This window comes from Pseudomonas sp. JDS08PS003, assembly GCF_045013505.1.
Taxonomy (GTDB): domain Bacteria; phylum Pseudomonadota; class Gammaproteobacteria; order Pseudomonadales; family Pseudomonadaceae; genus Aquipseudomonas; species Aquipseudomonas protegens_B.
Genome location: NZ_CP120724.1, coordinates 503,704 through 529,408 on the forward strand (window position 1 = coordinate 503,704; position 25,705 = coordinate 529,408).

26 protein-coding genes are annotated in these 25,705 nt (G+C 62.6%); 13 read left to right on the plus strand and 13 right to left on the minus strand.

Going from position 1 to position 25,705, the window contains the following annotated elements:
* The first annotated feature begins 13 nt into the window (after window positions 1-13).
* From hisB to P7C00_RS02330, 6 genes are all read left to right on the plus strand, one after another.
* Window positions 14-607 carry an imidazoleglycerol-phosphate dehydratase HisB gene (gene hisB, locus P7C00_RS02305; protein WP_011058736.1) on the plus strand — a complete coding sequence of 198 codons (594 nt, stop codon included), beginning with the start codon at window positions 14-16 and terminating at the stop codon, window positions 605-607.
* Window positions 607-1,245: an imidazole glycerol phosphate synthase subunit HisH gene (hisH, locus tag P7C00_RS02310; RefSeq protein ID WP_123724144.1), complete on the plus strand. Its 639-nt coding sequence runs from the start codon at window positions 607-609 to the stop codon at window positions 1,243-1,245. Before hisB ends, hisH begins: the two co-directional genes overlap by 1 nt.
* Entirely contained in the window at window positions 1,245-1,505 is a 261-nt protein-coding gene (locus tag P7C00_RS02315; RefSeq protein WP_123724143.1) for a DUF2164 domain-containing protein, read from the plus strand. Before hisH ends, P7C00_RS02315 begins: the two co-directional genes overlap by 1 nt.
* 42 nt (window positions 1,506-1,547) lie before the next feature.
* Window positions 1,548-2,285: a 1-(5-phosphoribosyl)-5-[(5-phosphoribosylamino)methylideneamino]imidazole-4-carboxamide isomerase gene (hisA, locus tag P7C00_RS02320; RefSeq protein ID WP_019093879.1), complete on the plus strand. Its 738-nt coding sequence runs from the start codon at window positions 1,548-1,550 to the stop codon at window positions 2,283-2,285.
* A gap of 9 nt (window positions 2,286-2,294) precedes the next feature.
* Window positions 2,295-3,065 (plus strand): imidazole glycerol phosphate synthase subunit HisF, encoded by a 771-nt coding sequence (gene hisF / locus P7C00_RS02325; protein WP_015633827.1) that lies wholly within the window; start codon window positions 2,295-2,297, stop codon window positions 3,063-3,065.
* 63 nt (window positions 3,066-3,128) lie between these two features.
* Window positions 3,129-3,884 (plus strand): substrate-binding periplasmic protein, encoded by a 756-nt coding sequence (locus P7C00_RS02330; protein WP_404938075.1) that lies wholly within the window; start codon window positions 3,129-3,131, stop codon window positions 3,882-3,884.
* 38 nt (window positions 3,885-3,922) lie between these two features.
* On the opposite strand, the gene P7C00_RS02335 is transcribed toward P7C00_RS02330, so the two are convergent.
* From P7C00_RS02335 to gpmI, 5 genes are all read right to left on the minus strand, one after another.
* Window positions 3,923-4,729: a divergent polysaccharide deacetylase family protein gene (locus P7C00_RS02335; RefSeq protein ID WP_346634186.1), complete on the minus strand. Its 807-nt coding sequence runs from the start codon at window positions 4,727-4,729 to the stop codon at window positions 3,923-3,925.
* A gap of 117 nt (window positions 4,730-4,846) precedes the next feature.
* Window positions 4,847-6,157, minus strand: a complete 1,311-nt coding sequence (locus tag P7C00_RS02340) for a S41 family peptidase (RefSeq protein WP_110595366.1) — start codon at window positions 6,155-6,157, stop codon at window positions 4,847-4,849.
* Window positions 6,158-6,188: 31 nt separating this feature from the next.
* On the minus strand, window positions 6,189-7,475 hold the full coding sequence (locus tag P7C00_RS02345) for a murein hydrolase activator EnvC (protein WP_346634187.1): 1,287 nt from the start codon (window positions 7,473-7,475) through the stop codon (window positions 6,189-6,191).
* Between the two features lie 220 nt (window positions 7,476-7,695).
* Window positions 7,696-8,616, minus strand: coding sequence for a DUF1460 domain-containing protein (locus P7C00_RS02350; RefSeq protein WP_404938076.1), 921 nt, complete (start codon window positions 8,614-8,616; stop codon window positions 7,696-7,698).
* Window positions 8,617-8,801: 185 nt separating this feature from the next.
* Window positions 8,802-10,337, minus strand: a complete 1,536-nt coding sequence (gene gpmI, locus P7C00_RS02355) for a 2,3-bisphosphoglycerate-independent phosphoglycerate mutase (protein WP_346634189.1) — start codon at window positions 10,335-10,337, stop codon at window positions 8,802-8,804.
* A 165-nt stretch (window positions 10,338-10,502) separates the two neighbouring features.
* Between gpmI and P7C00_RS02360 the strand changes: the two genes are divergently transcribed.
* The 3 genes from P7C00_RS02360 to secB all read left to right on the plus strand — a co-directional run bounded on the left by P7C00_RS02360 (window position 10,503) and on the right by secB (window position 11,836).
* On the plus strand, window positions 10,503-10,916 hold the full coding sequence (locus P7C00_RS02360) for a rhodanese-like domain-containing protein (RefSeq protein ID WP_346634190.1): 414 nt from the start codon (window positions 10,503-10,505) through the stop codon (window positions 10,914-10,916).
* Window positions 10,916-11,170, plus strand: a complete 255-nt coding sequence (gene grxC / locus P7C00_RS02365) for a glutaredoxin 3 (RefSeq protein WP_102882126.1) — start codon at window positions 10,916-10,918, stop codon at window positions 11,168-11,170. Before P7C00_RS02360 ends, grxC begins: the two co-directional genes overlap by 1 nt.
* Window positions 11,171-11,353: 183 nt before the next feature.
* A complete protein-coding gene (secB, locus tag P7C00_RS02370; protein ID WP_016963308.1) occupies window positions 11,354-11,836 on the plus strand; it encodes a protein-export chaperone SecB in 483 nt (160 codons plus the stop codon).
* A 96-nt stretch (window positions 11,837-11,932) separates the two neighbouring features.
* Here secB and trmL read toward each other — a convergent pair whose 3' ends face one another.
* Window positions 11,933-12,388 carry a tRNA (uridine(34)/cytosine(34)/5-carboxymethylaminomethyluridine(34)-2'-O)-methyltransferase TrmL gene (gene trmL, locus P7C00_RS02375; protein WP_011058750.1) on the minus strand — a complete coding sequence of 152 codons (456 nt, stop codon included), beginning with the start codon at window positions 12,386-12,388 and terminating at the stop codon, window positions 11,933-11,935.
* Here trmL and P7C00_RS02380 point away from each other — a divergent pair.
* Complete coding sequence (locus P7C00_RS02380) at window positions 12,387-12,827, plus strand: hypothetical protein (RefSeq protein ID WP_346634191.1); 441 nt, start codon at window positions 12,387-12,389, stop codon at window positions 12,825-12,827. The two genes, trmL and P7C00_RS02380, sit on opposite strands and share 2 nt — an antisense overlap.
* Before the next feature lie 700 nt (window positions 12,828-13,527).
* Here the strand turns inward: P7C00_RS02380 and ntrC are convergent.
* Together ntrC and glnL are read right to left on the minus strand one after the other, a co-directional pair.
* Window positions 13,528-14,964, minus strand: coding sequence for a nitrogen regulation protein NR(I) (gene ntrC, locus P7C00_RS02385; RefSeq protein ID WP_346634192.1), 1,437 nt, complete (start codon window positions 14,962-14,964; stop codon window positions 13,528-13,530).
* The gene (glnL, locus tag P7C00_RS02390) at window positions 14,961-16,046 is read right to left on the minus strand and encodes a nitrogen regulation protein NR(II) (protein WP_346634193.1); all 1,086 of its coding nucleotides are present in this window, start codon (window positions 16,044-16,046) and stop codon (window positions 14,961-14,963) included. Before glnL ends, ntrC begins: the two co-directional genes overlap by 4 nt.
* Before the next feature lie 370 nt (window positions 16,047-16,416).
* Between glnL and P7C00_RS02395 the strand changes: the two genes are divergently transcribed.
* A complete protein-coding gene (locus tag P7C00_RS02395; protein ID WP_404938077.1) occupies window positions 16,417-17,511 on the plus strand; it encodes a bifunctional transcriptional activator/DNA repair enzyme AdaA in 1,095 nt (364 codons plus the stop codon).
* Here P7C00_RS02395 and P7C00_RS02400 read toward each other — a convergent pair.
* Together P7C00_RS02400 and P7C00_RS02405 are read right to left on the minus strand one after the other, a co-directional pair.
* Window positions 17,494-18,915 carry an MFS transporter gene (locus P7C00_RS02400; protein WP_346634195.1) on the minus strand — a complete coding sequence of 474 codons (1,422 nt, stop codon included), beginning with the start codon at window positions 18,913-18,915 and terminating at the stop codon, window positions 17,494-17,496. The genes P7C00_RS02395 and P7C00_RS02400 overlap by 18 nt on opposite strands.
* A 155-nt stretch (window positions 18,916-19,070) precedes the next feature.
* Complete coding sequence (locus tag P7C00_RS02405) at window positions 19,071-19,970, minus strand: LysR family transcriptional regulator (RefSeq protein ID WP_346634196.1); 900 nt, start codon at window positions 19,968-19,970, stop codon at window positions 19,071-19,073.
* A gap of 109 nt (window positions 19,971-20,079) precedes the next feature.
* Between P7C00_RS02405 and P7C00_RS02410 the strand changes: the two genes are divergently transcribed.
* Together P7C00_RS02410 and P7C00_RS02415 are read left to right on the plus strand one after the other, a co-directional pair.
* Window positions 20,080-21,801 (plus strand): acyl-CoA dehydrogenase family protein, encoded by a 1,722-nt coding sequence (locus P7C00_RS02410; protein ID WP_404938078.1) that lies wholly within the window; start codon window positions 20,080-20,082, stop codon window positions 21,799-21,801.
* Between the two features lie 34 nt (window positions 21,802-21,835).
* Window positions 21,836-23,023 carry a CaiB/BaiF CoA transferase family protein gene (locus P7C00_RS02415; protein ID WP_404938079.1) on the plus strand — a complete coding sequence of 396 codons (1,188 nt, stop codon included), beginning with the start codon at window positions 21,836-21,838 and terminating at the stop codon, window positions 23,021-23,023.
* A 9-nt stretch (window positions 23,024-23,032) separates the two neighbouring features.
* Here the strand turns inward: P7C00_RS02415 and P7C00_RS02420 are convergent, their stop codons facing one another.
* The 3 genes from P7C00_RS02420 to glnA form a co-directional block, all read right to left on the minus strand.
* Entirely contained in the window at window positions 23,033-23,380 is a 348-nt protein-coding gene (locus tag P7C00_RS02420; protein ID WP_346634199.1) for a hypothetical protein, read from the minus strand.
* Between the two features lie 78 nt (window positions 23,381-23,458).
* A complete protein-coding gene (locus P7C00_RS02425; RefSeq protein WP_404938080.1) occupies window positions 23,459-24,013 on the minus strand; it encodes a chorismate mutase in 555 nt (184 codons plus the stop codon).
* Between the two features lie 124 nt (window positions 24,014-24,137).
* Window positions 24,138-25,544 carry a glutamate--ammonia ligase gene (gene glnA / locus P7C00_RS02430; RefSeq protein ID WP_016965623.1) on the minus strand — a complete coding sequence of 469 codons (1,407 nt, stop codon included), beginning with the start codon at window positions 25,542-25,544 and terminating at the stop codon, window positions 24,138-24,140.
* Between the last annotated feature and the right edge of the window lie 161 nt (window positions 25,545-25,705).

The window sequence follows — 25,705 nt, forward strand, 5'->3', positions numbered from 1 at the left end:
TGCGGAGCTGGTGATGGCCGAACGTAAGGCATCTGTCGAGCGCGACACTCTGGAAACCCAGATCAAAGCCTCGATCAACCTGGATGGCACCGGAAAGGCCCGATTCGATATCGGCGTGCCCTTCCTTGAGCACATGCTGGACCAGATCGCCCGGCACGGGCTGATCGACCTGGACATCGAAAGCAAGGGCGACCTGCATATCGACGACCACCACACCGTGGAGGATGTCGGTATCACTCTCGGCCAGGCGTTCAGCAAGGCCATCGGCGACAAGAAGGGCATCCGTCGCTACGGTCACGCCTATGTGCCGCTGGATGAAGCCCTGTCCCGCGTGGTAATCGACTTCTCTGGCCGTCCCGGCCTGCAGATGCACGTACCCTTCACCCGCGCCACTGTCGGCGGTTTCGACGTTGACCTGTTCCAGGAATTCTTCCAGGGCTTCGTCAACCACGCCAACGTGACCCTGCACATCGATACCCTGCGCGGCACCAACACGCACCACCAGATCGAGACCGTGTTCAAGGCCTTCGGCCGTGCACTGCGCATGGCGGTGGAGCTGGACGAGCGTATGGCCGGCCAGATGCCGTCCACCAAGGGCGTGCTGTAATGCAGACCGTCGCCGTTATCGACTACGGCATGGGCAACCTGCACTCGGTGGCCAAGGCCCTGGAGCACGTGGGCGCCGGCAAGGTGTTGATCACCAGTGATGCCAACGTGATTCGCGAAGCCGACCGGGTGGTGTTTCCCGGCGTGGGTGCCATTCGCGATTGCATGGCCGAGATCCGTCGCCTGGGCTTCGACGCCCTGGTGCGTGAAGTCAGCCAGGATCGTCCTTTCCTCGGCATCTGCGTGGGCATGCAAGCCTTGCTCGACCACAGCGAAGAGAACGAGGGTGTTGACTGCATCGGCCTGTTTCCCGGCCAGGTGAAGTTCTTCGGCAAGGGCCTGATCGAGGATGGCGAACACCTGAAGGTGCCGCACATGGGCTGGAACGAGGTGAAGCAGGCGGTGGACCATCCGCTGTGGCACAACATTGCGGACCTGGCGCGCTTCTACTTCGTGCACAGCTACTACATCAATGCCGGCAATGCCCGGCAGGTGGTAGGCAGCGGTCACTATGGCGTGGACTTTGCCGCAGCGCTGGCCGACGGCTCGCGTTTCGCCGTGCAGTTCCACCCGGAGAAGAGCCATACCCACGGCCTGCAGTTGCTGCAGAACTTCGCGGCCTGGGACGGTCGCTGGTAATGGCGATCAAGAAGTCCAAGCCGCCGATCCTGACCCTCACTACCGAACAGGAGAGTGAGGCGACGCACAAGATCAAGCGCTTCATGGAGGACCGTTTCGAGCTCGACCTGGGCTCGTTCGAGGCGGCGGAAATTCTTGAGCTGTTTACCCGCGAAATTGCTCCGCACTATTACAACCGGGCGATTTTCGATGTGCAGACGCACCTCAAAGAGAGGTTCGAGAGCATCGAAAGCGACCTGTGGGCGCTCGAGAAAAATTGATTTTCGAGTGAAGCTGAACAATCGAATTTGAAGGTTTGCCAGATGCTGATTATTCCCGCTATCGATCTTAAAGACGGTGCCTGTGTACGTCTGCGCCAGGGCCGCATGGAAGATTCCACGGTGTTCTCCGATGACCCGGTGAGCATGGCTGCCAAGTGGGTTGAAGGCGGTTGCCGTCGTCTGCATCTGGTGGACCTCAACGGTGCCTTCGAAGGCCAGCCGGTGAACGGCGAGGTGGTGACCGCGATCGCCAAGCGTTACCCGAATCTGCCGATCCAGATCGGTGGCGGCATCCGCTCCCTGGAAACCATCGAACACTATGTGAAGGCCGGCGTGAGCTACGTGATCATCGGCACCAAGGCGGTCAAGGAGCCGGAGTTCGTTGCCCAGGCTTGCCGTGCTTTCCCGGGCAAGGTCATCGTTGGCCTGGACGCCAAGGATGGCTTCGTCGCCACCGATGGCTGGGCTGAAGTCAGCAGCGTGCAAGTGATCGACCTGGCCAAGCGTTTCGAAGCCGACGGCGTGTCCGCCATCGTTTATACCGACATCGCCAAAGACGGCATGATGCAGGGCTGCAACGTGCCGTTCACCGCAGCCCTGGCGGCGGCCACCAAGATCCCGGTGATCGCTTCCGGCGGTATCCACAACCTGGGCGACATCAAGGCCCTGCTGGATGCCAAGGCTCCAGGAATCATCGGCGCCATTACTGGCCGCGCGATCTATGAAGGCACCCTCGATGTCGCAGAAGCCCAGGCTTTCTGCGATTCGTACCAAGGCTGAGGACTCGCCATGGCACTGGCCAAACGCATCATCCCTTGCCTGGACGTGGACAACGGCCGGGTGGTCAAGGGCGTCAAGTTCGAGAACATCCGTGACGCCGGCGATCCGGTGGAAATCGCTCGACGCTACGACGAGCAGGGCGCCGACGAGATCACCTTCCTCGATATCACCGCCAGCGTCGATGGGCGCGATACCACCCTGCATACCGTCGAGCGCATGGCCAGCCAGGTGTTCATCCCGCTGACCGTGGGCGGTGGTGTGCGCACCGTGCAGGACATCCGCAACTTGCTCAATGCCGGCGCGGACAAGGTTTCGATCAACACCGCAGCAGTGTTCAACCCCGAGTTCGTCGGCGAAGCGGCGCAGCACTTCGGTTCCCAGTGCATCGTGGTCGCCATCGACGCGAAGAAAGTCTCCGGCCCGGGCGAAACCCCGCGCTGGGAGATCTTCACCCATGGCGGGCGCAAGCCCACCGGGCTGGACGCGGTGGAGTGGGCGAAGAAGATGGAAGGCCTGGGTGCCGGCGAAATCCTACTGACCAGCATGGATCAGGACGGCATGAAAAACGGCTTTGACCTGGGCGTGACCCGGGCCATCAGTGATGCGCTGGGTATTCCGGTGATCGCTTCCGGCGGCGTCGGCAACCTCCAGCACCTGGCCGACGGCATCATTGAAGGCCACGCCAGTGCAGTGCTGGCGGCGAGCATTTTCCACTTCGGCGAATACACGGTTCCCGAGGCCAAGGCCTATATGGCCCAGCGCGGGATTGTTGTGCGATAGCCACTGGACAGCATGGCGTGCTCGCGGCACTCTTGAGCACGCCATGGATTCTGGTAACCCGTCATGTTCAAACGTCTTCTTGTGGTTGTCGCCAGCGCTTCGCTGCTCCTTGGCAGCCTGGCCCGCGCCGCTGAAACCGCCGACACCTCCCTGGTGCTGCTGACGGAAAACTTTCCCCCCTACAACATGGCCAAGAACGGCAAGAACTTCGCTCAAGGCGAGAATATCGATGGCATTGCCGTGGATATCGTCCGCGAAATGTTCAAGCGTGCCGGGGTCAACTACAGCCTGACCCTGCGTTTCCCCTGGGAGCGCATCTACAAGATGGCCCTGGAGCAACCGGGCTATGGCGTGTTCGTCATGGCGCGTCTGCCGGACCGCGAACCGCTGTTCAAGTGGGTCGGCCCCATTGGCCCGGATGACTGGATCATGCTGGCCAAGGCCGGCAGCAAGATCACCCTCGAATCCCTGGAACAGGCGCGCAAATACAAGATCGGCGCCTATAAGGGCGATGCCATTGCCGAGACCCTGACCAAGCAGGGCCTGGCACCCCAGGTGGTGCTGCGGGACCAGGACAATGCCAAGAAGCTGGTGGCGGGGCAGATTGACCTCTGGGCCACCGGCGACCCGGCCGGACGTTATCTGGCCAAGCAGGAAGGCATCACCGGCCTCAAGACCGTGCTGCGCTTCAATAGTGCCGAGCTGTACCTGGCCCTGAACAAGGACGTGTCTGACGAGGTGGTGGCCAAGCTGCAGGCCGCCCTGGAGCAGATGCGCAAAGAGGGGGTGGTGGAAGAGATCATGGGGCGCTATCTGTAGGCGCTTCGCTGGCAAGCCAGCTCCTACGGCGAAGGGCTTTAGCGATAAACCCCATTCTTGCCATGCCCCGCCATGGCCTGGTTGCTGCGCAGACTGATCATCGACTTGATATCGATCCACTCGATGCCCTGGGCCTTGAGCTTGGGCAGTTCGCGCTCGAGCACCGCCAGGGTCTGTGGATAAGGGTGGCCGATCATCACCGCCGAACCCTGTTTGCGGGCCAGCTTGATCGCTGTCTGTAGCTGCTGGGCAATCGCCGCTTCGGTGCGCTCGTCATCCAGGAATACATCCCGGGAAACACTGGCCAGGCCGATCTTCTGCGCTTCGGCGGCGGCGACTGTCTGGGCGCTGGTGCGGCTGTCGACGAAGAACTTGTGGCGGCGCTGCAAGTCAGCCATCAGCCAGGCCATGGCCTGGGGTTGGGCGGTCATGCGGCTGCCCATATGGTTGTTGATGCCGCTGGTGTAGGGCACGGCCTGGAAGGCGGCTTCCAGGCGTTTTTGCAACTCTTCGATGGGCAATTCGGGGTGCCAGGCGAACGGCCCGGTGGCCGGGTCCATGGGCATGTGCAGGATGACGATCTTGCCGGCGCGATGGGCCTCGCGGGCGAATTCGGCAGCGTGGGGCGTGTCGGGCATGATCGCCGTGGTTACCGGGCCGGGCAGGGCCAGTACGCGACGGTCACGGGGCAGGTTCTGGCCGAGGTCGTCGATGATCAGGCTCAGGTAGGCCTTGGGTGCGGCGGCTGTGGGTTCGGCGGCTTGGGTTGCAAGGGGCAAGAGGCACAGCAGGGTGAGCAGCGGGGCCCGGAGTGAGCGGAACAGGGGTGAGCAGCGGGAAATCATGGGGATCGGGGTCAGGCCTTTAGGGGGGATTGGCGCCCTGGCGGGCGCTTCGCGGGCAAGCCAGCTCCTACACAAACCGGCTCCTGATAGGAGCCGGTTTGCCAGCGAAGGGTTCAATCACTTGCCGCGGGTGATGCTCAGCCCCTTGAGCAGGCTCAGGGCCTGGGCCAGCTGGTAGTCGTCATCTTGTGGCATCGGCTTGGCCTTGCTCGACGAGCCGCTTGGCTTGTCGGCACCACCGTTGCCGTTGCCCAGGTGGCCCTGCAGGTCGGCTTCCTTGAAGTACTCGCCGTCCTGGGCCTCGCTGGTGATCTTGGCGCGGCGCACTTCGATGTCCGGAACGATGCCCTGGGCCTGGATCGAGCGGCCGTTGGGGGTGAAGTACAGGGCGGTGGTGATCTTCAGCGCACGGTCGTTGTTCAGCGGCAGCACGGTCTGTACCGAGCCTTTGCCGAAGCTGGTGGTGCCCATCAGCACCGCGCGTTTCTGGTCCTGCAGGGCGCCGGCGACGATTTCCGAAGCCGAGGCGCTGCCGCCGTTGATCAGCACCACCATCGGCACGGCTTCGCTCTCGTCCTTGCCGGTGGCGGAGAAGCGCAGCTCGGAGTTGGCGATGCGGCCCTTGGTGTAGACGATCAGGCCCTTGGTGATGAAGTGGTCCACCACTTCCACGGCGGCCTGCAGCACGCCGCCCGGGTTGTTGCGCAGGTCGAGGATGATGCCATTGAGCTTCTTGCCGTTGTCCTTGCGCAGCTTGGCCAGGGCCTTGGAGACTTCCTCGCCGGTCTTGACCTGGAACTGGGTGATGCGGATGTAGCCGTAGCCCGATTCCAGCAACTGGCTCTTCACGCTTTTCACCTGGATGGTGGCGCGGGCCAGGGTCACGTCGAACGGCGTACCGCCGTCGCGCACCAGGGTCAGGGTGATTTTCTGGCCGATCTTGCCGCGCATCTTGTCCACGGCTTCGGTCATGGTCTGGCCGCGGGTCGGCTGGCCGTTGATCTTGACGATCAGGTCGCCGGCCTGGATGCCGGCCTTGGAGGCCGGGGTGTCGTCGATGGGCGAGACCACTTTGATAAAGCCGTCTTCGGCACCGACTTCAATGCCCAGGCCGCCGAATTCGCCGCTGGTGCTTTCCTGCAGCTCGGCGAAGTCTTCCGGCCCCAGGTAGGCCGAGTGCGGGTCTAGGTTGCTGAGCATGCCCTTGATGGCATTTTCCAGCAGGGTCTTGTCATCCACGGGTTCGACATAGGCCGCCTTGATCCGGTCCATGACCTCGGCAAAGGTGCGCAGTTCTTCCAGCGGCAGAGGTGCCTTGGTGGTCGCGGCGGTCGCTGATTGAGCGGTTTCGGCGGCAAACGCCAGAGGCGCTCCGATCACCAGGGCGATCGTCAGGGCCAGCGAGGTAAGGCGGGACAAATGCAGCATGTCGAACGAACTCCTAATTTAGATGCAGCGCTTATCCTTGCGCGTGGCACCACTGTGCCGGGTCGCTGGGGCGGCCCTGCTGACGAATTGCAAAGTACAGCGCAGGAGTGTCCTGTCCGCCACTATTGCCCACTGTGGAGATGGACTCTCCGGCCTTGACCACATCACCGGCTTCTTTGAGCAGGGTCTGGTTGTGTCCGTAGAGGCTCAGGTAACCGTTGCCATGATCGAGGATCACCAGCAGCCCGGCACCGCGCAGCCAGTCGGCGAACACTACCCGGCCACCGTGTACGGCGTGCACCTGGCTGCCGGCAGCGGCGCTGATCATCACCCCGTCCCACTTGGAACGGGAGTCGTCGCCACGGGTTTCCCCAAAGCGTGCCAGCAGTCGACCATCAACGGGCCATGGAAGTTTTCCCCGGGCCGCAGCAAATGCACCACCGAAGGAAGGACCGGCGCTGGAAACCAAGGCACCGGGGCTTGATCTGACGGGCTTGCGCGGGGCATCGCTGGCGTCGGCCTGGGCCTCACGTAAACGCTTTTTTTCGGCTTCCTGCTGGGCGATCAGCGCTTTCTGGCGCGCTTCCTCTGCCTCACGGGCCTGGCGGGCCAGGGTTTCTTCAATGGTTTTCAGGACCTTGGCCAGGTCGGCCTGGTCCTGTTCGCGGGCCTTGAGCTTGTCGTCCCGGGCCTTCACGTCGTCATTGAGCTTGGCCAGGGCCAGTTGCCGCTCTTTGCGGACCTTGTCGAGTTCTGCACGCTGGGTGTCGAGGCTGCTTTTCTGCACCAGCAACTGGGCCTGTTGCAGGGAGATGTCCTTTTCCACATTGGCCAGCTGACGCAGGGTCTCGTTGAAATTCTTCAGCTGCTCCAGGCGCGCCTGGCTCAGGTAGTCGTAGTAGGTCAGGGTGCGGGCAAATTTTTCCGGATTCTGCTGGTTGAGCAGCAGCTTGAGGTATTCCTGACGGCCGTTCTGGTAGGCCGCGCGGGCCTGGATGGCGATCAGTCGTTGCTGTTCAGTGCGCGCGCTCTGGAGTTTTTTTTTCTCCTCATCGAGTCGCTGCAGCTCGGATTCGCTTTTTTTCAGCTCTTTCTGCAGGGCTTCGACCTGCTTCTCCAGCTTGCCCATCTCGGTCTCGGTGCCGCGCAGGTCTTTCTGCACGCCGGACTTCTCTTCCTGCAGCTTGCCCAGCAGCTTTTTCAGCTCGGCAATGTCCTGACGCGTGGCGTCCAACTGTTGTTGGGTTTGCGCGCGCTCATCGGCAAAAGCCGGTTGGAGCAGGCAGATCAGAGCAAGGGCAATCAGGGCGCGAAGCATAGAGGCGGGCGACACCAGGGAAAGGGACGGTCTAGTATGCCCGCCCATCGCTGCAAAAAAAACGCCTCAAAGCCAACTGCTTTGAGGCGTTCGTCATAAAAAGCCGTTTCCGGCCCATTATTGGGCCTTTTGCTATCAGGATGCAGGCGGTTATTGCCGCCGACCCCGATCGAGCCGGGCCCGTTCGCTGGCGTGGCTGGCGGCCGATCGCCGTTGGCCATCAGCCGTGAGTGAGCGCCTGGCTTGGTTGTCGTGCTGATTGCGCGTCGATTTGCGGCGCCGACTGCGGTGCGCAAGCCTGGCAGTCTTGTCGGGTGCGCAACACCACGATGCCCGGGATGTTCTGCACGTATTCCATGAAGGGTGAGTCCATGACCTCGCGTTGCATCTTCTTGGACGATGCATTGCGCAGCACGGGGCCGTTGGCGGTTTTGATGAAGAGCCCGGTATGGGTGACGTCCAGGCCCGCAAGATGGGTGTAGATGCCGATGTAGTCGCCAGTGTGCAGGCGGCTGAGCAACTGCTCGTCAATCGACGTGCTGGGTATGTAGGTTATGTCGCGTTCAATCAGGGGCAGGCCTGGCAGGTATAGGTCGCCGTTAGCCTTTTGGTTGAGGTGTTTAGTCACGGTCACCGCATCCGCGCTCAGCTGCGCCGTCAGGTCTTCGGTCAGCGGTTGCCCGGCATGCGCCCAATCCGTGAAGAAGTGCCGGCGGTCTGCATAGTGCACGCCGTCGCCGACATAGCGGGTCTGGATGAGGTTCTTGATGAAGCTGTCCTGGTCGGTGGATTTTCGCAGGGCCTCGACGTAATCCAGGTAGGTGAAGCAATCCAGGCCCCTGAAGTCGACGACCAGCTTCTCCGCCAGGGTCGCCGAGCCCTGCAACATGTTCGCTGCATAAGGCGTGTGCATGAACTCCCGTGAAATCTGCTCGCTCAGTTGGCCCATGCTGTCTGCCTCGGACTGTTGGCGGAGCTTGAGCAGGGCGCTCAGTTTCTCGGCGGTGTAGCTATCCATTTCCACCGAGGGACGCTGATCTTCGAGTGCAGCCACTTCAGGTGTGTGTCTGTGTTCAACATGGGCAGGGTTGGCGCAACCTGCGAGGACGGAGGCTAAAAAAAATACAGCGGTCTTGTTCATTCGATTTCTCCAGATGCTGCGCAATCGTAACTGATAACTATTACTATTTGTGCGGCGGTGCTGAGGATTGTGCTGCCCGGATGCGCTCATCAGCTGGAGAGGCTGCGAGGCAATGGCTGCTGCTGATACACAAACGCCCGATACGGTGTATCGGGCGTTTGTGCAGGAAACAGCCAGCTTCAGTTTCAGGCGTCCAGCAGTATCGACTTGCCGGTCATCTCTTCAGGCTGCGCCAGGCCCAGCAGTTTGAGCATGGTGGGCGCCACGTCTGCCAGGACCCCGCCTTCGCGGACTTTCAGCGCACGCTTGCCCACATAGATGAAAGGCACCGGCTCGGTGGTGTGGGCCGTGTGGGCCTGGCCGGTGGACTCGTCGGACATCTGCTCGACGTTGCCGTGGTCGGCGGTGATCAGCGCTTCGCCGCCGACTTTTTCCAGAGCATCGACGATGCGACCGACACACAGGTCCAGGCATTCAACGGCTTTCACCGCGGCTTCGAACACACCGCTGTGGCCGACCATGTCGCCGTTGGCGTAGTTGACGATGATCACGTCGTAACGCTGGTGCTCGATGGCATCGACGATCTTGTCAGTGACTTCCGGAGCGCTCATTTCCGGCTGCAGGTCGTAGGTGGCGACTTTTGGCGACGGAATCAGGATGCGCTCTTCGCCCGGGAACGGCTCTTCACGGCCGCCGGAGAAGAAGAAGGTCACGTGAGCGTATTTCTCGGTTTCGGCAATGCGCAGCTGGGTCTTGCCGTTTTTCGCCAAATAGTCGCCCAACACGTTTTCCAGGCTGCCCGGAGCGAAGGCCGACGGCGCGGGAATGCTGGCGGCGTACTGGGTGAGCATGACAAAGCCGGCCAGCTTTGGCTGGCGCGCACGCTCGAAGTCCTTGAAGTCGTCCTCGACGAAGACCCGGGTCAGCTCGCGGGCCCGGTCGGCGCGGAAGTTCATGAACACCACGGCATCGCCGTCTTCGACCTTGACCGGTTCACCGATGGTGGTGGCCTTGACGAATTCGTCGCTCTCTTCACGGGCGTAGGCAGCTTGCAGACCTTCCTGGGCGGTGGCGGCGTTGAACTGGCCCTGGCCGTCGACGATCAGGTTGTAGGCCTGGGCCACGCGGTCCCAGCGATTGTCGCGGTCCATGGCGAAGTAACGGCCGATCAGGCTGGCGATGCGGCCCTTGCCCAGGGTCTTGAAAGTCTCATCCAGCAGTTCGATGGACGACTGGGCGCTTTTCGGCGGCGTGTCGCGACCGTCGAGGAAGGCGTGCAGGTAGATTTTCTCGGCGCCGCGCTTGAAGGCCAGTTCGGCCATGGCGATCAGGTGGTCCTGGTGGCTGTGCACGCCGCCGTCCGACAGCAGGCCGAGGATGTGCACGGCCTTGTCGGCGGCCACGGCCTTGTCCACGGCCGCGCAAATGGTCGGGTTCTCGAAGAACTCACCGTCACGGATGGCCTTGGTCACCCGGGTGAAGTCCTGATACACCACGCGACCGGCACCCAGGTTCATGTGGCCGACTTCGGAGTTGCCCATCTGTCCGTCCGGCAGGCCGACGTCCATGCCCGAGCCGGAGATCAGGCCGTTGGGCATGCTGGCGCACAAGCGGTCCAGGACTGGCTTCTTGGCCGCATAGACGGCGTTGGATTCGTGGCTCTCGCTGTGACCGAAGCCATCCAGAATCATCAGGACCAAAGGTTTAGGCGTGGTAGTCATGGCGTCCACTCGTGGCTGGATAGGAAAGTGTTGAAAAGGGAGGTGTTGAAAAAGGGAGTGGCAGTTTAAAGCGAAGTTCCGGTGGCGTCACCGCCGGGCGGGGTTTGGCCGACCTTGAGGGCTGTGTATACTGGCCGACATTTTAACGCCCTGGAACCTCCTTAGATGGTTGCTCACCTGATTCAATTCGCCACTGAACACTACTTGCTCGTCGGCGCCTTCGCCATCCTGCTGGCTCTGTTGATCGCTCATGAATTGAGCCGCGGTGGCCGCAGCCTCAGCACCCGTGAACTGACCGCACTGGTCAACAGCGAGCAGGGCGTAGTGATCGATATCCGTCCGTCCAAGGACTTCGCTGCCGGCCACATCGTCGGCGCGCTGAACATTCCCCAGGACAAGCTGACCGCCCGCGTCGGCGAGCTGGAGAAGCACAAGGCCAAGACCATCATCCTGGTGGACGCCCAAGGCCAGCACGCCGGCACCCATGCCCGTGAACTGATGAAGTCCGGTTTCACCGCGGCCAAACTGTCCGGCGGCGTGTCCAGCTGGAAAGCCGACAACCTGCCATTGGTGAAGTAATGCCCAAGGTCATCGTCTACTCCAGTGATTACTGCCCTTACTGCTCGCGGGCCAAGCATCTGCTCGGGAGCAAAGGCGTAGCCTTCGAAGAGATCAAGGTCGATGGCAAGCCGCAGGTGCGCGCCGATATGGCCCAGAAGGCCGGACGCACGTCCGTGCCGCAGATCTGGATCGGTGCCACCCATGTAGGTGGTTGTGATGATTTGTTTGCCCTGGAGCGCGCCGGCAAGCTCGACGCGCTGCTGGCGGCCTGAAATTCCTAGGTTCGTATGGAAACTCGCCGAGCGAAGATCAGGCAAGGCAAAAACAGGCGAGGAAGCGGAGTGTAGGGGCCTACATGAGCATCCGAGCCTGTTTTGAACGCAGCATGGTCGAAGCGCAGGCAGTTTGCGTACAGAACCTAACCCTATAGACCCAAGATCAAGAAGGATCATGAGATGACTGACCAACAGAACACTGCTGCTGCCGAAGACGAAAGCGCACCGCAATTCTCCCTGCAGCGCATCTACGTGCGTGACCTGTCCTTCGAAGCGCCGAAAAGCCCGGCCATCTTCCGCCAGCAGTGGGAACCAAGCGTCGGCCTGGACCTGAACACCCGTCAGAAAGCCCTGGAAGCCGACTTCCACGAAGTGGTGCTGACCCTGTCCGTGACCGTGAAGAACGGCGACGAAGTGGCCTTCATCGCTGAAGTGCAACAAGCCGGCATCTTCCTGATCAAGAACCTGGACGAGGCTTCCATGAGCCACACCCTGGGTGCCTTCTGCCCGAACATCCTGTTCCCTTACGCTCGCGAAGCGCTGGACAGCCTGGTGACCCGTGGTTCGTTCCCGGCCCTGATGCTGGCCCCGGTGAACTTCGACGCGCTGTACGCCCAGGAACTGCAACGTCTGCAGTCCGCCGGCGAGAACACCGTTCAATAAGAGCGTCGCCCGAGCATGAAAAAAGCGCCTGTAATGGCGCTTTTTTCATGCTCGGGCAAAACCTGTAGGGGCGGGCTTGCCCGCGACCCCCAGGCCCTACTTGAACCCCAACTGCCGCCAGCCTTCATAGACGGCCACGGCCACGGTGTTGGACAGATTCAGGCTGCGGCAACCTTCGCGCATGGGCAGGCGCAGGCGCTGCTCGCCCGGCAGGGCGTCCAGTACGTCCGCCGGCAGCCCGCGGCTCTCGGGGCCGAACAGGAAGGCGTCGCCCTCCTGGAAGCTGGCGTCATGGAAGGGGCGCGAGCCCTTGGTGGTGAAGGCGAACAGGCGCGGATGGCCAAGACTCTCCAGACAGCTGGCAAGGTCGGCATGGCGTTGCAGGGTGGCGTATTCGTGATAGTCGAGGCCGGCACGGCGCAGGCGCTTGTCGTCCATTTCGAAACCCAGCGGCTCGATCAAATGCAGGTGGCAGCCGCTGTTGGCGCACAGCCTGATAACGTTGCCGGTATTCGGCGGAATTTCTGGTTGAAAGAGGATGACGTGAAACATGCACGGCTCCGAAGAGAAAGACAGGCTGCATTCTACGCCTGAAGCGTACTCGCGACCGAAGCTAATGCTGCGGGTATTCGGCTCCCTGGCGATTGTCGGGATGATGGTGGGGCTGATGATCGGCCGCCTGACCCAGCCCGATCCTGTGGAACTGCAGCAGGTCGAGGTGGCCCCTGATGGCCTGGTGCTGTGGTTCAACCATGAACCCAAGGTTCACGGCGAACATATCGACGGCGCCGTGGCGTTGCTGTTCGACGCCCAGGGGCGCGTGCAGAACGGCCAGCTACAGGTCAATCAGAAGAATGTGAACTGGCGGGTGCGCCTGGCGGACCAGGGCTTGCTACTGAACCTGGTGGCCGCCCGGCCGTTGCGGGGCGATTGGGCGGGTAGCGAGGTGGAGGGGCGCTGGCGCCTGGCGATCCACCTGCGGGAGGAATAAAAGAGGGAAACCCCGGCCTGCCTGTACCAAGGCCCCCAAAAGCGGGAGGGGCTGATCGCCTTGGGGGCGATGAGTCCCGGTGTAAAGAAGGGGATTCCCGGCCTGCCTGTACCAGGGTCCCCGAAAGGGTTGTGGGCGCGTCGTTCACAACGTGATGAGCCCGGTGTTAAAGAGGGAAGCCCCAGCCTGCCTGTACTGAGGTTCCCGAAACCTTGGGCTCGTCGCGATGCGCTTGATGAGCCCGGTGTTAAAGAGGGAATTCCCGGCCTGCCTGTACCGAGGTTCCCGAAAACTTGGCCCGTCGCTGTGAGCGTGGTGGGCCGGGTGTTAAAGAGGGGAATCCCCGGCCTGCCTGTACCAAGGTCCCCGAAACTGGGTAGTGATGGAGTTATTGCAGGGGGCGTGCCAACTCTGGCCGGTCGTGTATGAATTGCCTGGATAAAAAGCCGAAAGCCCCGGATTCCGGGGCTTTTGCGTTTTCGAAGGGCAAATTTTCAGATTTGAAGGCCAGGCCTCGAATGATCGCGCTGTGCTCAATTGCGGTTCATCGCGCCTTCGGGCAGTGCATGCACCCCATCCTGGTGCACGCCCGTCCTCGTCGTAGGAGCCGGCTTGCCGGCGAAAGCGCCGGTCAGCGCTCTGCAAGGCTCAGGGGCCTTTTCGCTGGCAAGCCAGCTCCTACGTGCCGTGGGGCGGGGCTTCAGCCTTCTTCGCTTTCGTCCTCGTCGCCACCGTCCACCTTCATTCCCAGCTCTTTGATCTTGCGGGTCAGGGTGTTGCGGCCCCAACCCAGCAGGACTGCAGCGTCGCGGCGGCGGCCGGCAGTGTGCTTGAGGGCGGTCTCGATCATGATCCGCTCGAAACTCGGTACCGCGCTGTCCAGCAGGCTCGATTGCCCACGGGCCAGGGCTTGGTCGGCCCACTGGCGCAGGGCCTGTTCCCAGTTGGTCACCGGTGCCGAGTCCTGGGGCAGGCTCAACAGCTCCGGCGGCAGGTCGCTGATGTGCACCTCGCGCCCCGACGCCATGACGGTGATCCAGCGGCAGGTGTTCTCCAGCTGGCGCACGTTGCCCGGCCAGGGCAGGTTCTTCAGGTATTCCTCGGTTTCGTTTTTCAGCAGCTTGGGTTCCACCGCCAGTTCCTGGGCGGCACGGCTGAGGAAGTGCTTGGCCAGGGTCGGGATGTCTTCACGACGGTCCGACAGGCGCGGAATATGGATGCGGATCACGTTGAGGCGGTGGAACAGGTCCTCACGGAACTTGCCGGCATGCACCAGGGTTTCCAGGTTCTGGTGGGTGGCGGCGATGATCCGTACATCGACCTTGACCGGAGTATGTCCACCGACCCGGTAGAACTCGCCATCGGCCAGAACCCGCAGCAGGCGAGTCTGGGTATCGGCGGGCATATCCCCGATTTCGTCGAGGAACAGGGTGCCGCCATCGGCTTGCTCGAAACGTCCACGGCGCAGGTTGGCGGCGCCGGTGAAGGCGCCTTTTTCATGGCCGAACAGCTCGGACTCCATCAGATCCTTGGGAATCGCCGCCATGTTCAGGGCGATGAACGGCGAAGCCGCCCGCGGGCTGTGGCGATGCAGGGCGTGGGCCACCAGTTCCTTGCCGGTGCCCGACTCGCCGTTGATCAACACCGTGATGTTGGAGTGGCTCAAGCGGCCGATGGCGCGGAACACCTCCTGCATCGCCGGTGCTTCACCGATGATTTCCGGGGTACGGGTCAGAGTCGGCGCCACTTCCAGGCCTTGCTGTTCCTGGGCGTGCTGGTTGGCGCGCTTGACCAGGGACACCGCCTCATCCACATCGAATGGCTTGGGCAGGTACTCGAAGGCCCCGCCCTGGTAGGAGGCGACGGCGCTGTCCAGGTCCGAATGCGCGGTCATGATGATCACCGGCAGGCGCGGGTGCAGCTCGCGAATCCGCGCCAGCAGGTCGAGGCCGCTGGCACCGGGCATACGGATATCGGAGATGATCACGTCCGGCTGCTGGCGTGCCAGGCGACTCATCACCCCATCGGCGCTGTCGAAGCTCTGGGTGGTCATGCCTTCCTGTTGCAAGGCTTTTTCCAGGACCCAACGGATAGAACGGTCGTCATCGACGATCCACACGGTTTCACTACGGCTCATGTCGATGGGGCTCCTTGTTCCAGAGGCAGAAAGATCGAGAAGGTGGTGTGGCCGGGATGGCTGTCACATTCGATCAGGCCCTGGTGCTGGCTGATGATGTTCTGGGTAATGGCCAGACCCAGCCCGGTACCGTCCGGCCGGCCACTGACCATGGGGAAGAAGAGGGTGTCCTGCAGCTCTGCGGGGATGCCCGGGCCGTTGTCGATGATCTCGATCTTGGTCACCAGGCGATGGCGCACATGGCCGATGGTGAACTGGCGCATGGTGCGGCTGCGCAGGGTGATGCGCCCCAGGCGCATTTCGTTCTGGGTGCTGATGGCCTGCATGGCGTTGCGCACGATGTTGAGCACCGCCTGGATCATCTGCTCGCGATCGATCAAAACGTCGGGGATGCTCGGGTCGTAATCGCGTACCAGGGTGATGCAGCCCTGGCTTTCGGCTTCCACCAGGCTGCTGACCCGCTCCAGCACTTCATGGATGTTGGTCGGTGCCAGGGATGGCAACTTGTTCGAGCCCAGCATGCGGTCCACCAGGTTTCGCAGGCGGTCGGCCTCTTCGATGATGACGTTGGTGTAGTCCTTGAGGCTTTCCTCGGGCAGCTCCCGGGCCAGCAATTGTGCGGCGCCGCGAATCCCTCCCAGGGGGTTCTTGATCTCGTGGGCCAGGCCGCGCACCAGCATCTTGCTGGTTTCTTGCTTGGACAGCTGGGCCTCTTCCTTGGTGATGCGCAGCAGCCGGTCCCGGGGGTGGACTTCCAGCAGCAACAGGGTGTCGCCATTGCTGAGGATCGGCGTCACCGCGTAGTCGACGGTCAGGGTCTGGCCGGTCAGGGCGGTGAGCATGGCTTCGCGCTTGGTGAACGGGTGCGCCTGTTCCACTGCCTGGCGCAGGGAGCTCAAGGCTTCGGCGGATTCGGTGAACAGCTCGCTGATGAATTGCCCATGGCTACGCTGGCCGCTGATGGCCAGGAGCATCTCCGCCGCCGGATTCATGTACTCAAGGCGCAGGTCGGCGTTGAGCAGGATGGTGGCGGTGGTCAGGTTGTCCAGAAGCAGACGGTGCAGTGGGTCGCTGATGGTCATGGGTAAAGGGTGACCTCTTTTGAAGCAAGACAATCCGGGGCCGGTCCCGAATTGCGCGCGCGGGTAAGGCGCTGATGTGGAGAAAATGCAAAAACCAAACCAAGGCTCCGAAAAGAAGCGTCCAAGCCCTGAAACAGCTGTTTGAAGCTCGATTGCGTGGCGCTTTGCCAGCCCTGGCGGGTATTTTCGAACCAAAATGGGCTGGGAATGGCCCCTGAGTGCAAGGTGTTGCACCAATATAGTGCATGAATCTGTATGGTGCTTGCGACTGTTCGGTGGTGTGGGAATCAACGCCCGTTTTTCAGCGGCCGCTGTCAGGGAGCGGGTTTAAAGTGCTCGAACCCAATGCTTCAAGGTTTAGGATGCGGCCATGGAAAACGCCCCCCTGCTGTTCCAGCTCCCCGATGACGACACCCTGTACCAGGCACTTCTGGATCGCGACCCGGCCTATGAAGGCTTTGCCTTTGTCGGGGTCAAAAGTACCGGCGTGTTCTGTCGCCTGACCTGTGCCGCACGCAAGCCCAAGCGTGAGAACACGGTGTTCTTCAGCTCCATCAAGGGCTGCGTCGAAGCGGGATTGCGCGCCTGTCTGCGTTGTCGCCCCCTGGAGCGTGCCGGAGTGCAGGAGCCCTGGGTGCAAACCCTGCTGGATCAGTTGCAAAGCGATCCCGAACGCCGCTGGTACGAAGATGACCTGAGCCGCCAGGGGCTGGACCCGTCCACGGTGCGTCGCGCGTTCAAGCGCTACTTTGGGGTGACCTTCCTGGAAATGGCCCGCCTGCGACGCATGGGCCAAGGCATGCAGCAGCTGTCCTGCGGAGAGTCGGTGATCGAGGCGCAGATCAGCGCCGGCTTTGACTCCGATAGTGGCTTTCGTCGTGCCTTTGCCCGCCTGGCCGGCCAGCCGCCGTCGAACCTGCGGGGGCGCGAGCTGCTCAAGGTGGACTGGCTACAGACCCCCATTGGCGTGATGCTGGCGGTGGCGGATGCCCAGGTCCTGCATCTGCTGGAGTTTTTCGATCGTCCGGCCCTGGCCAATGAACTGCAAAACCTGCAAAAGAGCAGCGGTTCCAGCATAGGGTTCGGACGTTTCGCCCCCATCGATCAAATCGAGGCCGAGCTGCAGCGCTACTTCGCCGGAGAGTCCGCCGGCTTCCATACCCCTCTGGCGATGAACGCCTCGCCCTTTACCCGAACGGTGTGGCAGGCCTTGCGCGCCATCCCCTTGGGCAGCACCTGCAGTTATGCCGAAGTGGCGAGCCGGATCGGCTCGCCGTCAGCGGTGCGTGCCGTGGCCCGAGCCAACGGCGCCAATCAGATCTCCATCGTCATCGCCTGCCACCGAGTCATTGGTAGCGATGGCGCGCTGACCGGCTACGGCGGCGGGCTGTGGCGCAAACGCTGGCTGCTGGAGCATGAGCGCCGCATGTCCAGGCCCCGGGGCGATTCAGTGAGCGGGCTGTAGCGGCTTGCCTGAAGGACCCGGGCCGGCTTGCTCCGGGATATCCACAGGTCGCTGCAGCCGGTTGTCTGTCTGGCGCGCCAGTTCATCGGCATCCGCCTGCTCCGCCGTGGACAGCTCGGCAGCGTTGTGGCCGATGCGCTTGAGCAGCGCCAGCATGCACAGCAGCGAAACCAGGGTGTAGCAGGCCGAGGCGATGGCCACGCCGACGATGCTGCCGGTGCCGTTGAGGATGCTCTGGGCCAGTACCGGGGTGGCGCCCCCCACCAGCAGCGAGCACAGCTGATAGGAAATCGACAGCCCGCTGTAGCGCACCCGGGTCGGAAAGGCCCGGGCCAGGATGCCGCCCACCGCGCCATAGAACATCGAATGGGGCACGGTGGCCAGGCACATGCCGAGTACGGCGATCCAGTAGCTGCCGGTTTCCACGGCGAAGAACATCGCCGGCATCAGCACCAGTTCCGGCACCACCATCAACACCATGGCCTTGCGCATGTCGATGCGTGAAACCAGCACCGCCCCCAGGGGCTGGGTGATGAACTGCACCACCAGGGCCATGACGATCACGCTGAGAAAGCTGCCCTGGGTGTAGCCCAGTTCCTTGGTGGCCCAGGACAGGGCGAAGGTGCTCTTGAAGTAGGTGACGTGGATGATCGGCAGCACTCCGGCGCCCAGCAGCACCAGCCGCCAGTGGTTGCGCAGCACTTCGAGAATCGGCAGCTTGACGGTCTTCTTCTGCGCGATCAGGCGCTGCATGTCATCGGACTCTTCGAGCTTGAGGCGAATGATCATGCCGACGATCACCAGCAGCGCCGAGAGCAGGAACGGGATGCGCCAGCCCCAGAGCAGGAAGTCCGGCGCGGGCAGGGCGCTGAGGCCGAAGAACACCAGGGTCGCCAGCAGGTTGCCGGCCGGTGAGCCCTGTTGGGCAAAGGCGGCATAGAGAATGCCCTTGCCCTTGGGCGCGCTCTCGCTGGCGATCAGGATCGCCCCGCCCCATTCGCCGCCCACCGCGATGCCCTGGATGATGCGCAAGGTCACCAGGGCAATCGGCGCCCAGATGCCGATCTGCAGGTAGCTGGGCAGCAGGCCGATGCAGGTGGTGGCCACGCCCATCATGATCAGGGTGATCACCAGGGTGGTCTTGCGGCCGATCTTGTCGCCCATGTGGCCGAAGATGATGCCGCCGATGGGGCGCGCGACAAAGCCGGCCCACAGGGTCAGGAAGGACAGCAGGGTAGCGGTGCCCGGGGGCAGGTCGGCGGGGAAGAAGACTTTGCCGAACACCAGGGCGGCGGCGATTCCGTAGGCGTAGAAGTCATACCACTCGATGGTGGTGCCGATGAACGAGGCGATGCCCGCCTTGCGGGCTTTCTTGTGGGCGGCAGCTTCCAGGGCGGCGGTCATGTGCAACTCCTGCTTGTTATTGTTATGGGCACCCGCGCAGGGCACGTGGGCTTCATGCAAGGCCCGACCGCTGGGAGCCTATACAGGCAGGAATCGAAAAATATAATGATTAAATCTTATGGTTTGATACGTGATTTCGTATCGCCGCGTGGCGCTCACTCCCCTGTGATTGCCGGTTGCAGCAAGGCCCGGAACATGGCGAGGAAGCTGTCGGCTGCGGCCGAAGGCTGGTCCGCCAGATGGATCGCCAGGATCTCTGAAGGCGCGCCCTTGCCTTCGATCTCGCAGTAACGCACTCCCGGTTGGCCGAGCAGGGCCAGGGTCTGGGGCACCAGCGCCACCCCCATCTCATGGGCCACCATCGCCACCACGGTTTGCCAGAGCCGAGTCTCGTGACGGATGCGCGGGCTGAATCCGGCGGCCACGCAGCGGGCGATGATCAGGTCGTGGTAGTGGGGCGAGACCTCCCGTGGAAACAGGATGAAGTCATCATTGGCCAATTGCCCCAGGTCGACTTGCGCCTGTCGGGCCAGCCGGTGGCCCTGGGGCAGGCAGCAGAGAAAGGGTTCGGCCAGCAGTGTCTCGCTGTGGATGCCGGCGGCGAAGGTGCCACCGTGGACGAAACCGATATCGATCTGGCCCCGCTGCAGGGCCTGGGCCTGAGCGGCGCTGTTCATTTCCATCAGCACGATCTCGGTGTCCGGATGATCGCGCTCGAAGGCCTTGACCGTCTGGGGCAGGCCGCGGTGCAGGATCGAGTTGACGAAACCCACACTCAGGCGTCCGGCAAAGCCTTCGGCCGAACGCTGGGTCAGGCGTCGTGCCTGGTCGGCCCGCAGCAGTAGATAGCGCGCCTCGCCCAGCAGCACCTGACCGGCGTTGGTCAGGCTCACTGACTTGTTGTTGCGGTTGAGCAACTGGAGATCCAGTTGCCCTTCAAGCTTCTTGATATCGAAACTCAGCGCCGGTTGTGAAATGCACAGGCGCGCTGCGGCCCGCCCGAAGTGCAGTTCCTCGGCCACGGCGACGAAGTAGCGCAGCTGTTTGAGGTCCATGTGATCCTGCCTCTACGATCTGGATTACTTATCGTAGTTGATCAATTTTGTATTAGATACTTATCGAAGGCGGCTCTAGTCTCGGCCTACAAAAATCAGGAGACGCGCCATGACCGCCGAGCCCCGCCCTATTGAAGACCGCCTGAACATCCCCGACAGCCATGGTATCAACCTGTTTGAATGCGACGCCGGCCTGGGCGCATTGCTCAAGGTCTACCTGCCGCCGGAGGTCTGCCAGCAGTGGCTGCCGACCTTGCAGCGCCTGGGCGCCCGGGCCGGTGGCGAGCTGGATGCATTGGCCCTGTCCGCCGACAAGCACCCGCCTGTGTTGCAGCCCCGCACCCGCCGCGGCGAGAACCTGCAAAGCATTGCCAAGCACCCGGACTATGTCGCTCTGGAGCGGGTGGCCTACGCCGAGCTGGGCCTGGCCTCCATGAGCCATCGCCCTGACGGGCCGCTGCCGCTGGTCAAGTACGCCCTGACCTATCTGTTCGTCCAGGCGGAATTTGGCCTGTGCTGCCCGGTGAGCATGACCGACTCCCTGGCCCGCACCCTGCGCAAGTTCGGCGCGCCTGAGCTGGTGCAGCGTTATCTGCCGCAGCTGCAGTCCCAGGATTTCGACGAGCTGTTCCAGGGGGCGATGTTCATGACCGAGCAGGCCGCCGGCTCCGATGTCTCGCGCACCGAAACCCGCGCCCGGCTGGAAGACGGCCAATGGCGGCTGTACGGCGAGAAATGGTTCTGCTCCAACCCGGATGCCGACCTGGCCATGGTCCTGGCGCGCCCGGAACAGGCGCCTGCGGGCATGGCCGGGGTCACCCTGTTTCTGCTGCCGAAAGTCCTGGCCGACGGTTCGCGCAACCACTATCGGATTCAGCGCCTGAAGGACAAGCTGGGCAGCCGCTCCATGGCCAGTGGCGAGATCACCCTGGAAGGCGCCAGCGCCTACCTGATCGGCGAGGTCGGTCGTGGCTTCCAGCAGATGGCCGACATGGTCAACATGTCGCGGCTGTCCAACGGCGTGCGGGCGGCGGGGCTGATGCGCCGCGGGGTCAACGAAGCGTTGTTCATCGCCCGCCAGCGCCGGGCCTTCGGCAAGTACCTGATCGAGATGCCGCTGATGCAGCGGCAGTTGCTGAAGATGATGCTGCCCACCGAGCAGGCGCGCTCGATGTTCATGCAGATCGCCAGCTTGCTGCCCCGGGCCGATGGCGGTGACGAGGCGGCGCGCAAATGTGTGCGGATTCTCACCCCGCTGATCAAGTTCCGCGCCTGCCGCGACGCTCGGCGGGTCACCGGCGATGCCATGGAGGTGCGAGGTGGGGTCGGCTACATCGAGGAGTGGAGCGATGCCCGGCTGGTACGCGATGCCCATCTGGGTTCGATCTGGGAGGGCACCAGCAATATCGTCGCGCTGGACATTGCCCGGGCGGTGACCCGTGAGCAGGCGCTGGAATCCTTGCAAGGCTATCTGACGGCACTGCTGGCCGAGGCCGATCTGCCGGACGTCAGCCGCCGGCTGTTCGATTCGGCCCTGCTGCGCACGGTCACTGGCTTCAGTGCGGTGGCGCAACAACGGCGGGATGAGCAGGTGCGGCAGTTCGGCAGCGTGCTGTATCACCTGACCAGCGCGATCTTCATGGCCTGGGAGGCCGTGCGCCAGGCTCCGGATTATCGACGCCTGGCCCTGGCTCATCTGGTGCTGGCGCACAAGGTGCTGCCACGGGACCCCTTGAGCCTGGAGCCGGCCATCGATGCCGAATTGCTGGCGCGCCTGGCCAATGAGAGCCCGCTGTCGCAAGCCGAGGCCATGCAGTTGCTGCCGGCCTGATTGGCCGTCCCTTTCCGATGTGCGGAGTACCTGGATGAAGCTTGCCCAAGGGGCCCTGGCGGGCCTGAAAGTCATCGATCTGAGTCGCGTGCTGGGCGGTCCCTACTGTACCCAGGCCCTGGCCGACCATGGCGCCGAAGTCATCAAGCTGGAGCCTTTGAGTGGCGATGAGACCCGGGGTTGGGGGCCGCCGTTCGAAGGCGACGACGCCTCGTACTTTCGCGGCATCAACCGTAACAAGCAGGGGATTGCCGTCGACCTGTCGCGCCCCGAGGGCCTGGCCCTGCTGATGCAATTGCTGGAAGGCGCCGACGTGCTGGTGGAGAACTTCAAGCCCGGCACCCTGCAACGCTGGGGCATCGGTTTTCAGGAGGTGCTGAGCCCGCGTTTCCCGGGGTTGATCCATTGCGCGATCTCCGGCTTTGGCGCCGATGGCCCCCTGGGCGGTTTGCCCGGCTATGACGCGGTGATCCAGGCCATGGCCGGCTTGATGAGTGTCAACGGTGAAGGCGAGGGCGGGCCATTGCGCATCGGCCTGCCGATCGTCGATATGGTCACCGGGCTCAATGCTCTGGCGGGGATTCTCCTGGCCCTCAACGAACGTCAGCGCAGTGGCCTTGGGCAGTCTCTGGATATTTCCCTGTATGACTGCGGTGTCTCCCTGCTGCACCCTCATCTGCCGAACTACTTCGCCTCCGGCAAGCCCCCGAGACGCACTGGAAATGCCCATCCCAACATTGCCCCTTACGACAGCTATTGCACGGCTGGCGAACCGATCTTCCTCGCGGTTGGCAATGATCGACAGTTCGCCAGGCTGTGCCAGGAACTGGGGGCCAGCGAGTTGCTGGAAGACCCGCGGTTTGCCGATAACGGCCAGCGCTCGGTCAATCGCCAGGCCTTGAAGCAGGCGCTGGAGCGGCATCTGGCTGCCCACGATGGGGCCTCGCTGGCGCCGCGGCTGATTGGCCTGGGAGTGCCTTGCGGTTCGATTGCCACGGTGGATCAGGTGGTGGCTCATCCCCATACCCGGCATCGCGGCCTGTTGGTGGAGATGGGGGATTATCGGGGTGTGGGTTCACCGGTGAAGCTTTCGCGCACGCCGGCCAGTTATCGCAGTGCGCCGCCGGCCCTGGGCCAGGACACCCGCGCGGTGCTGCAGGGGTTGGGGCTGGATGAGTCAACTATCGCCAAGCTGTTGGCCAGCGGGGTGGTGCGCGGTTGAGGTTTGCGCTCAACGACGATGGGCTCGCAGCAGGCTGAAGGTGATGCTCGGACTCTGTTGCAGCACCCGCGCGCCGTCGAGGATCTGCACCGCCAGGCGATGTTGGCCGCGGTCGATATTCACCAGCGGCAGCTCGGGGCCTCGGCTGGGGCTTCCATAAGGCTGGTCGTCCAGCAGCAGACGCAGGCGATGCTGCGGCTGCAAGTCCGGGGCTAGCGTCACCTGCACATTGAAGCTGCCGTTGTTGGCCCGCAGCGCGCCGTGGTCTGGCACGCCCTGCAACTGCAGTTGTGTGTAAGGCTCTGCGCTGGCGGGCAGCGCCGTTATCCACAGCAGGCAAAAAACAGCGATGCGCATCACGGTGATTCCAGCCCATTACGGGTGTGCGGTTGAAAGGCTCAGCATAGGGCGGCGTGAGGCTGGGCGCGGGCGCGGTTAACCTTTGAACACACATAACTCAGCGGTAGCGCGAATCATTGCCAGCCGCCGCAACGGGTCGCTGCTGGCGGCCTGATTGGCCTGGGCCAGCCATTGCGAGCATTGGTGATCACCGCGATGGGGGCTGAAGTCGGCCAGTTGCTGCAGCAGGCGTTTTTGTAACTGATCGAGTTGTGGGCGGATCTGTCCGGCCAGGTCCTGGCGCGGCGTTTCCGGCGCCCGGCCTTGCAGGTGCCAGCTGGACAGCCTGGCGTACTGCAGCAGTTTGTTGGCTTCGATCTGGGCGGCGAAGAACTGCCCGACCGTTTCCTCACTCAGGTGATAGGTGGCGGCCTGGGCTGTGGCGCCGGCAATCACCTGCTGTTCCCGAGGGCGGTCCTCCACCGCCTTGTGGCTGTCCCATTTGCTCAGGGCCACCTGATCGGCAATTGCCAGGCGTTCGCCGATGCTGCCCAGCAATGGGGCGAGAGCGGCGGGAGCTTCGGTGGCGCAGGCGGCTGTAGTGAGCAGGCTGCAGGTCAGGGCGAGGCACAGATTGAGGCGCGAAGTCATGGGTGGGCTCGGCTGATAAGAGAAGGGCGGCGCCCATGATGCACGCAACCACCCCGGGCAGGGCAAATGCGCGGGCATAAAAAAGGCCTCCCGAAGGAGGCCTCTTGATCACGCGGCTTGCGGATCAGCAGCTGTAGTACAGCTCGTATTCCAGTGGGTGTACGAAGGTACGGACCTTGATCTCTTCTTCGCTTTTCAGGGCGATGTAAGCGTCGATGAAGTCGTCGCTGAAAACGCCGCCTTTGGTCAGGAACGCACGACCTTTGTCCAGCTCTTCCAGGGCTTCCTTCAGGCTGCCGCAAACTTGTGGAATCTCTTTGGCCTCTTCAGGCGGCAGGTCATACAGGTTTTTGTCAGCAGCGTCGCCAGGGTGAATCTTGTTCTGGATACCGTCCAGGCCGGCCATCAGCAGAGCAGCGAAGGCCAGGTACGGGTTGGCAGCCGGGTCCGGGAAACGGGCTTCGATACGGCGGGCTTTAGGGCTCGACACGTAAGGAATACGGATCGAAGCGGAGCGGTTGCGCGCCGAGTAGGCCAGCATGACCGGGGCTTCGAAGCCTGGAACCAGACGCTTGTAGGAGTTGGTTGCCGGGTTGGTGAAGCCGTTCAGAGCCTTACCGTGCTTGATGATGCCGCCGATGAAGTACAGGGCGGTATCGGACAGGCCGGCATAGCCTTCACCAGCGAAGGTGTTCTTGCCGTCTTTCCAGATGGACATGTGCACGTGCATGCCCGAGCCGTTGTCGCCGTACAGTGGCTTAGGCATGAAAGTGGCGGTGCGACCGTAGGCGTCGGCCACGTTGTGCACGACGTATTTCAGGGTCTGGGTTTCGTCGGCTTTCTTCACCAGGGTGTTGAACTTGACGCCGATTTCGTTCTGGCCGGCAGTCGCCACTTCGTGGTGGTGAACTTCAACGGTCAGGCCCATTTCTTCCAGTGCGTTGCACATGGAGGTACGGATTTCGTGGTCGTGGTCGAACGGTGGAACCGGGAAGTAGCCGCCTTTGACGCCTGGACGGTGGCCCTTGTTGCCGCCTTCGATGTCCTGGTCGGACATCCAGGAACCTTGTTCGGAGTAGATCTTGAACATCGAGCCGGAGATGTCGGACTTGAATTTCACTTGGTCGAAGATGAAGAACTCTGGCTCTGGACCGGCGAATACGGTGTCGCCGATGCCGGTGGCTTTCAGGTGCTCTTCGGCGCGCTTGGCGATGGCGCGTGGGTCGCGGTCGTAACCTTGCATGCTCGAAGGTTCGATGATGTCGCAGACCAGAATCAGGGTCGGTTCTTCGGTGAACGGGTCCAGCACGGCGGTTTCGTCGTCCGGCATCAGGATCATGTCGGAGGCTTCGATGCCTTTCCAGCCAGCAATGGAGGAGCCGTCGAACATCTTGCCGGATTCGAAGAAGTCTTCATCCAGCGCATCACGAGCCGGCATGGTCACGTGATGTTGAGTGCCCTTGGTGTCAGTGAAGCGCAGATCAATCCATTTGACGTCATGATCTTTGATGAGTTGAACCGACTTCGACATAGTGTCCTCCGGGGTGGCTTCGGGCTTGGTGTTGGAGTGCCCTTAGAATGTGGGTGATGCCGGCGCGAATACTCTGCCATGGCAACCTGCCTCACAAGGGAGCAAATTGCATGCCAGTGCCCCGAGATGGGTTTTCTGCCCCAAAATCACGCTTTCTGCAG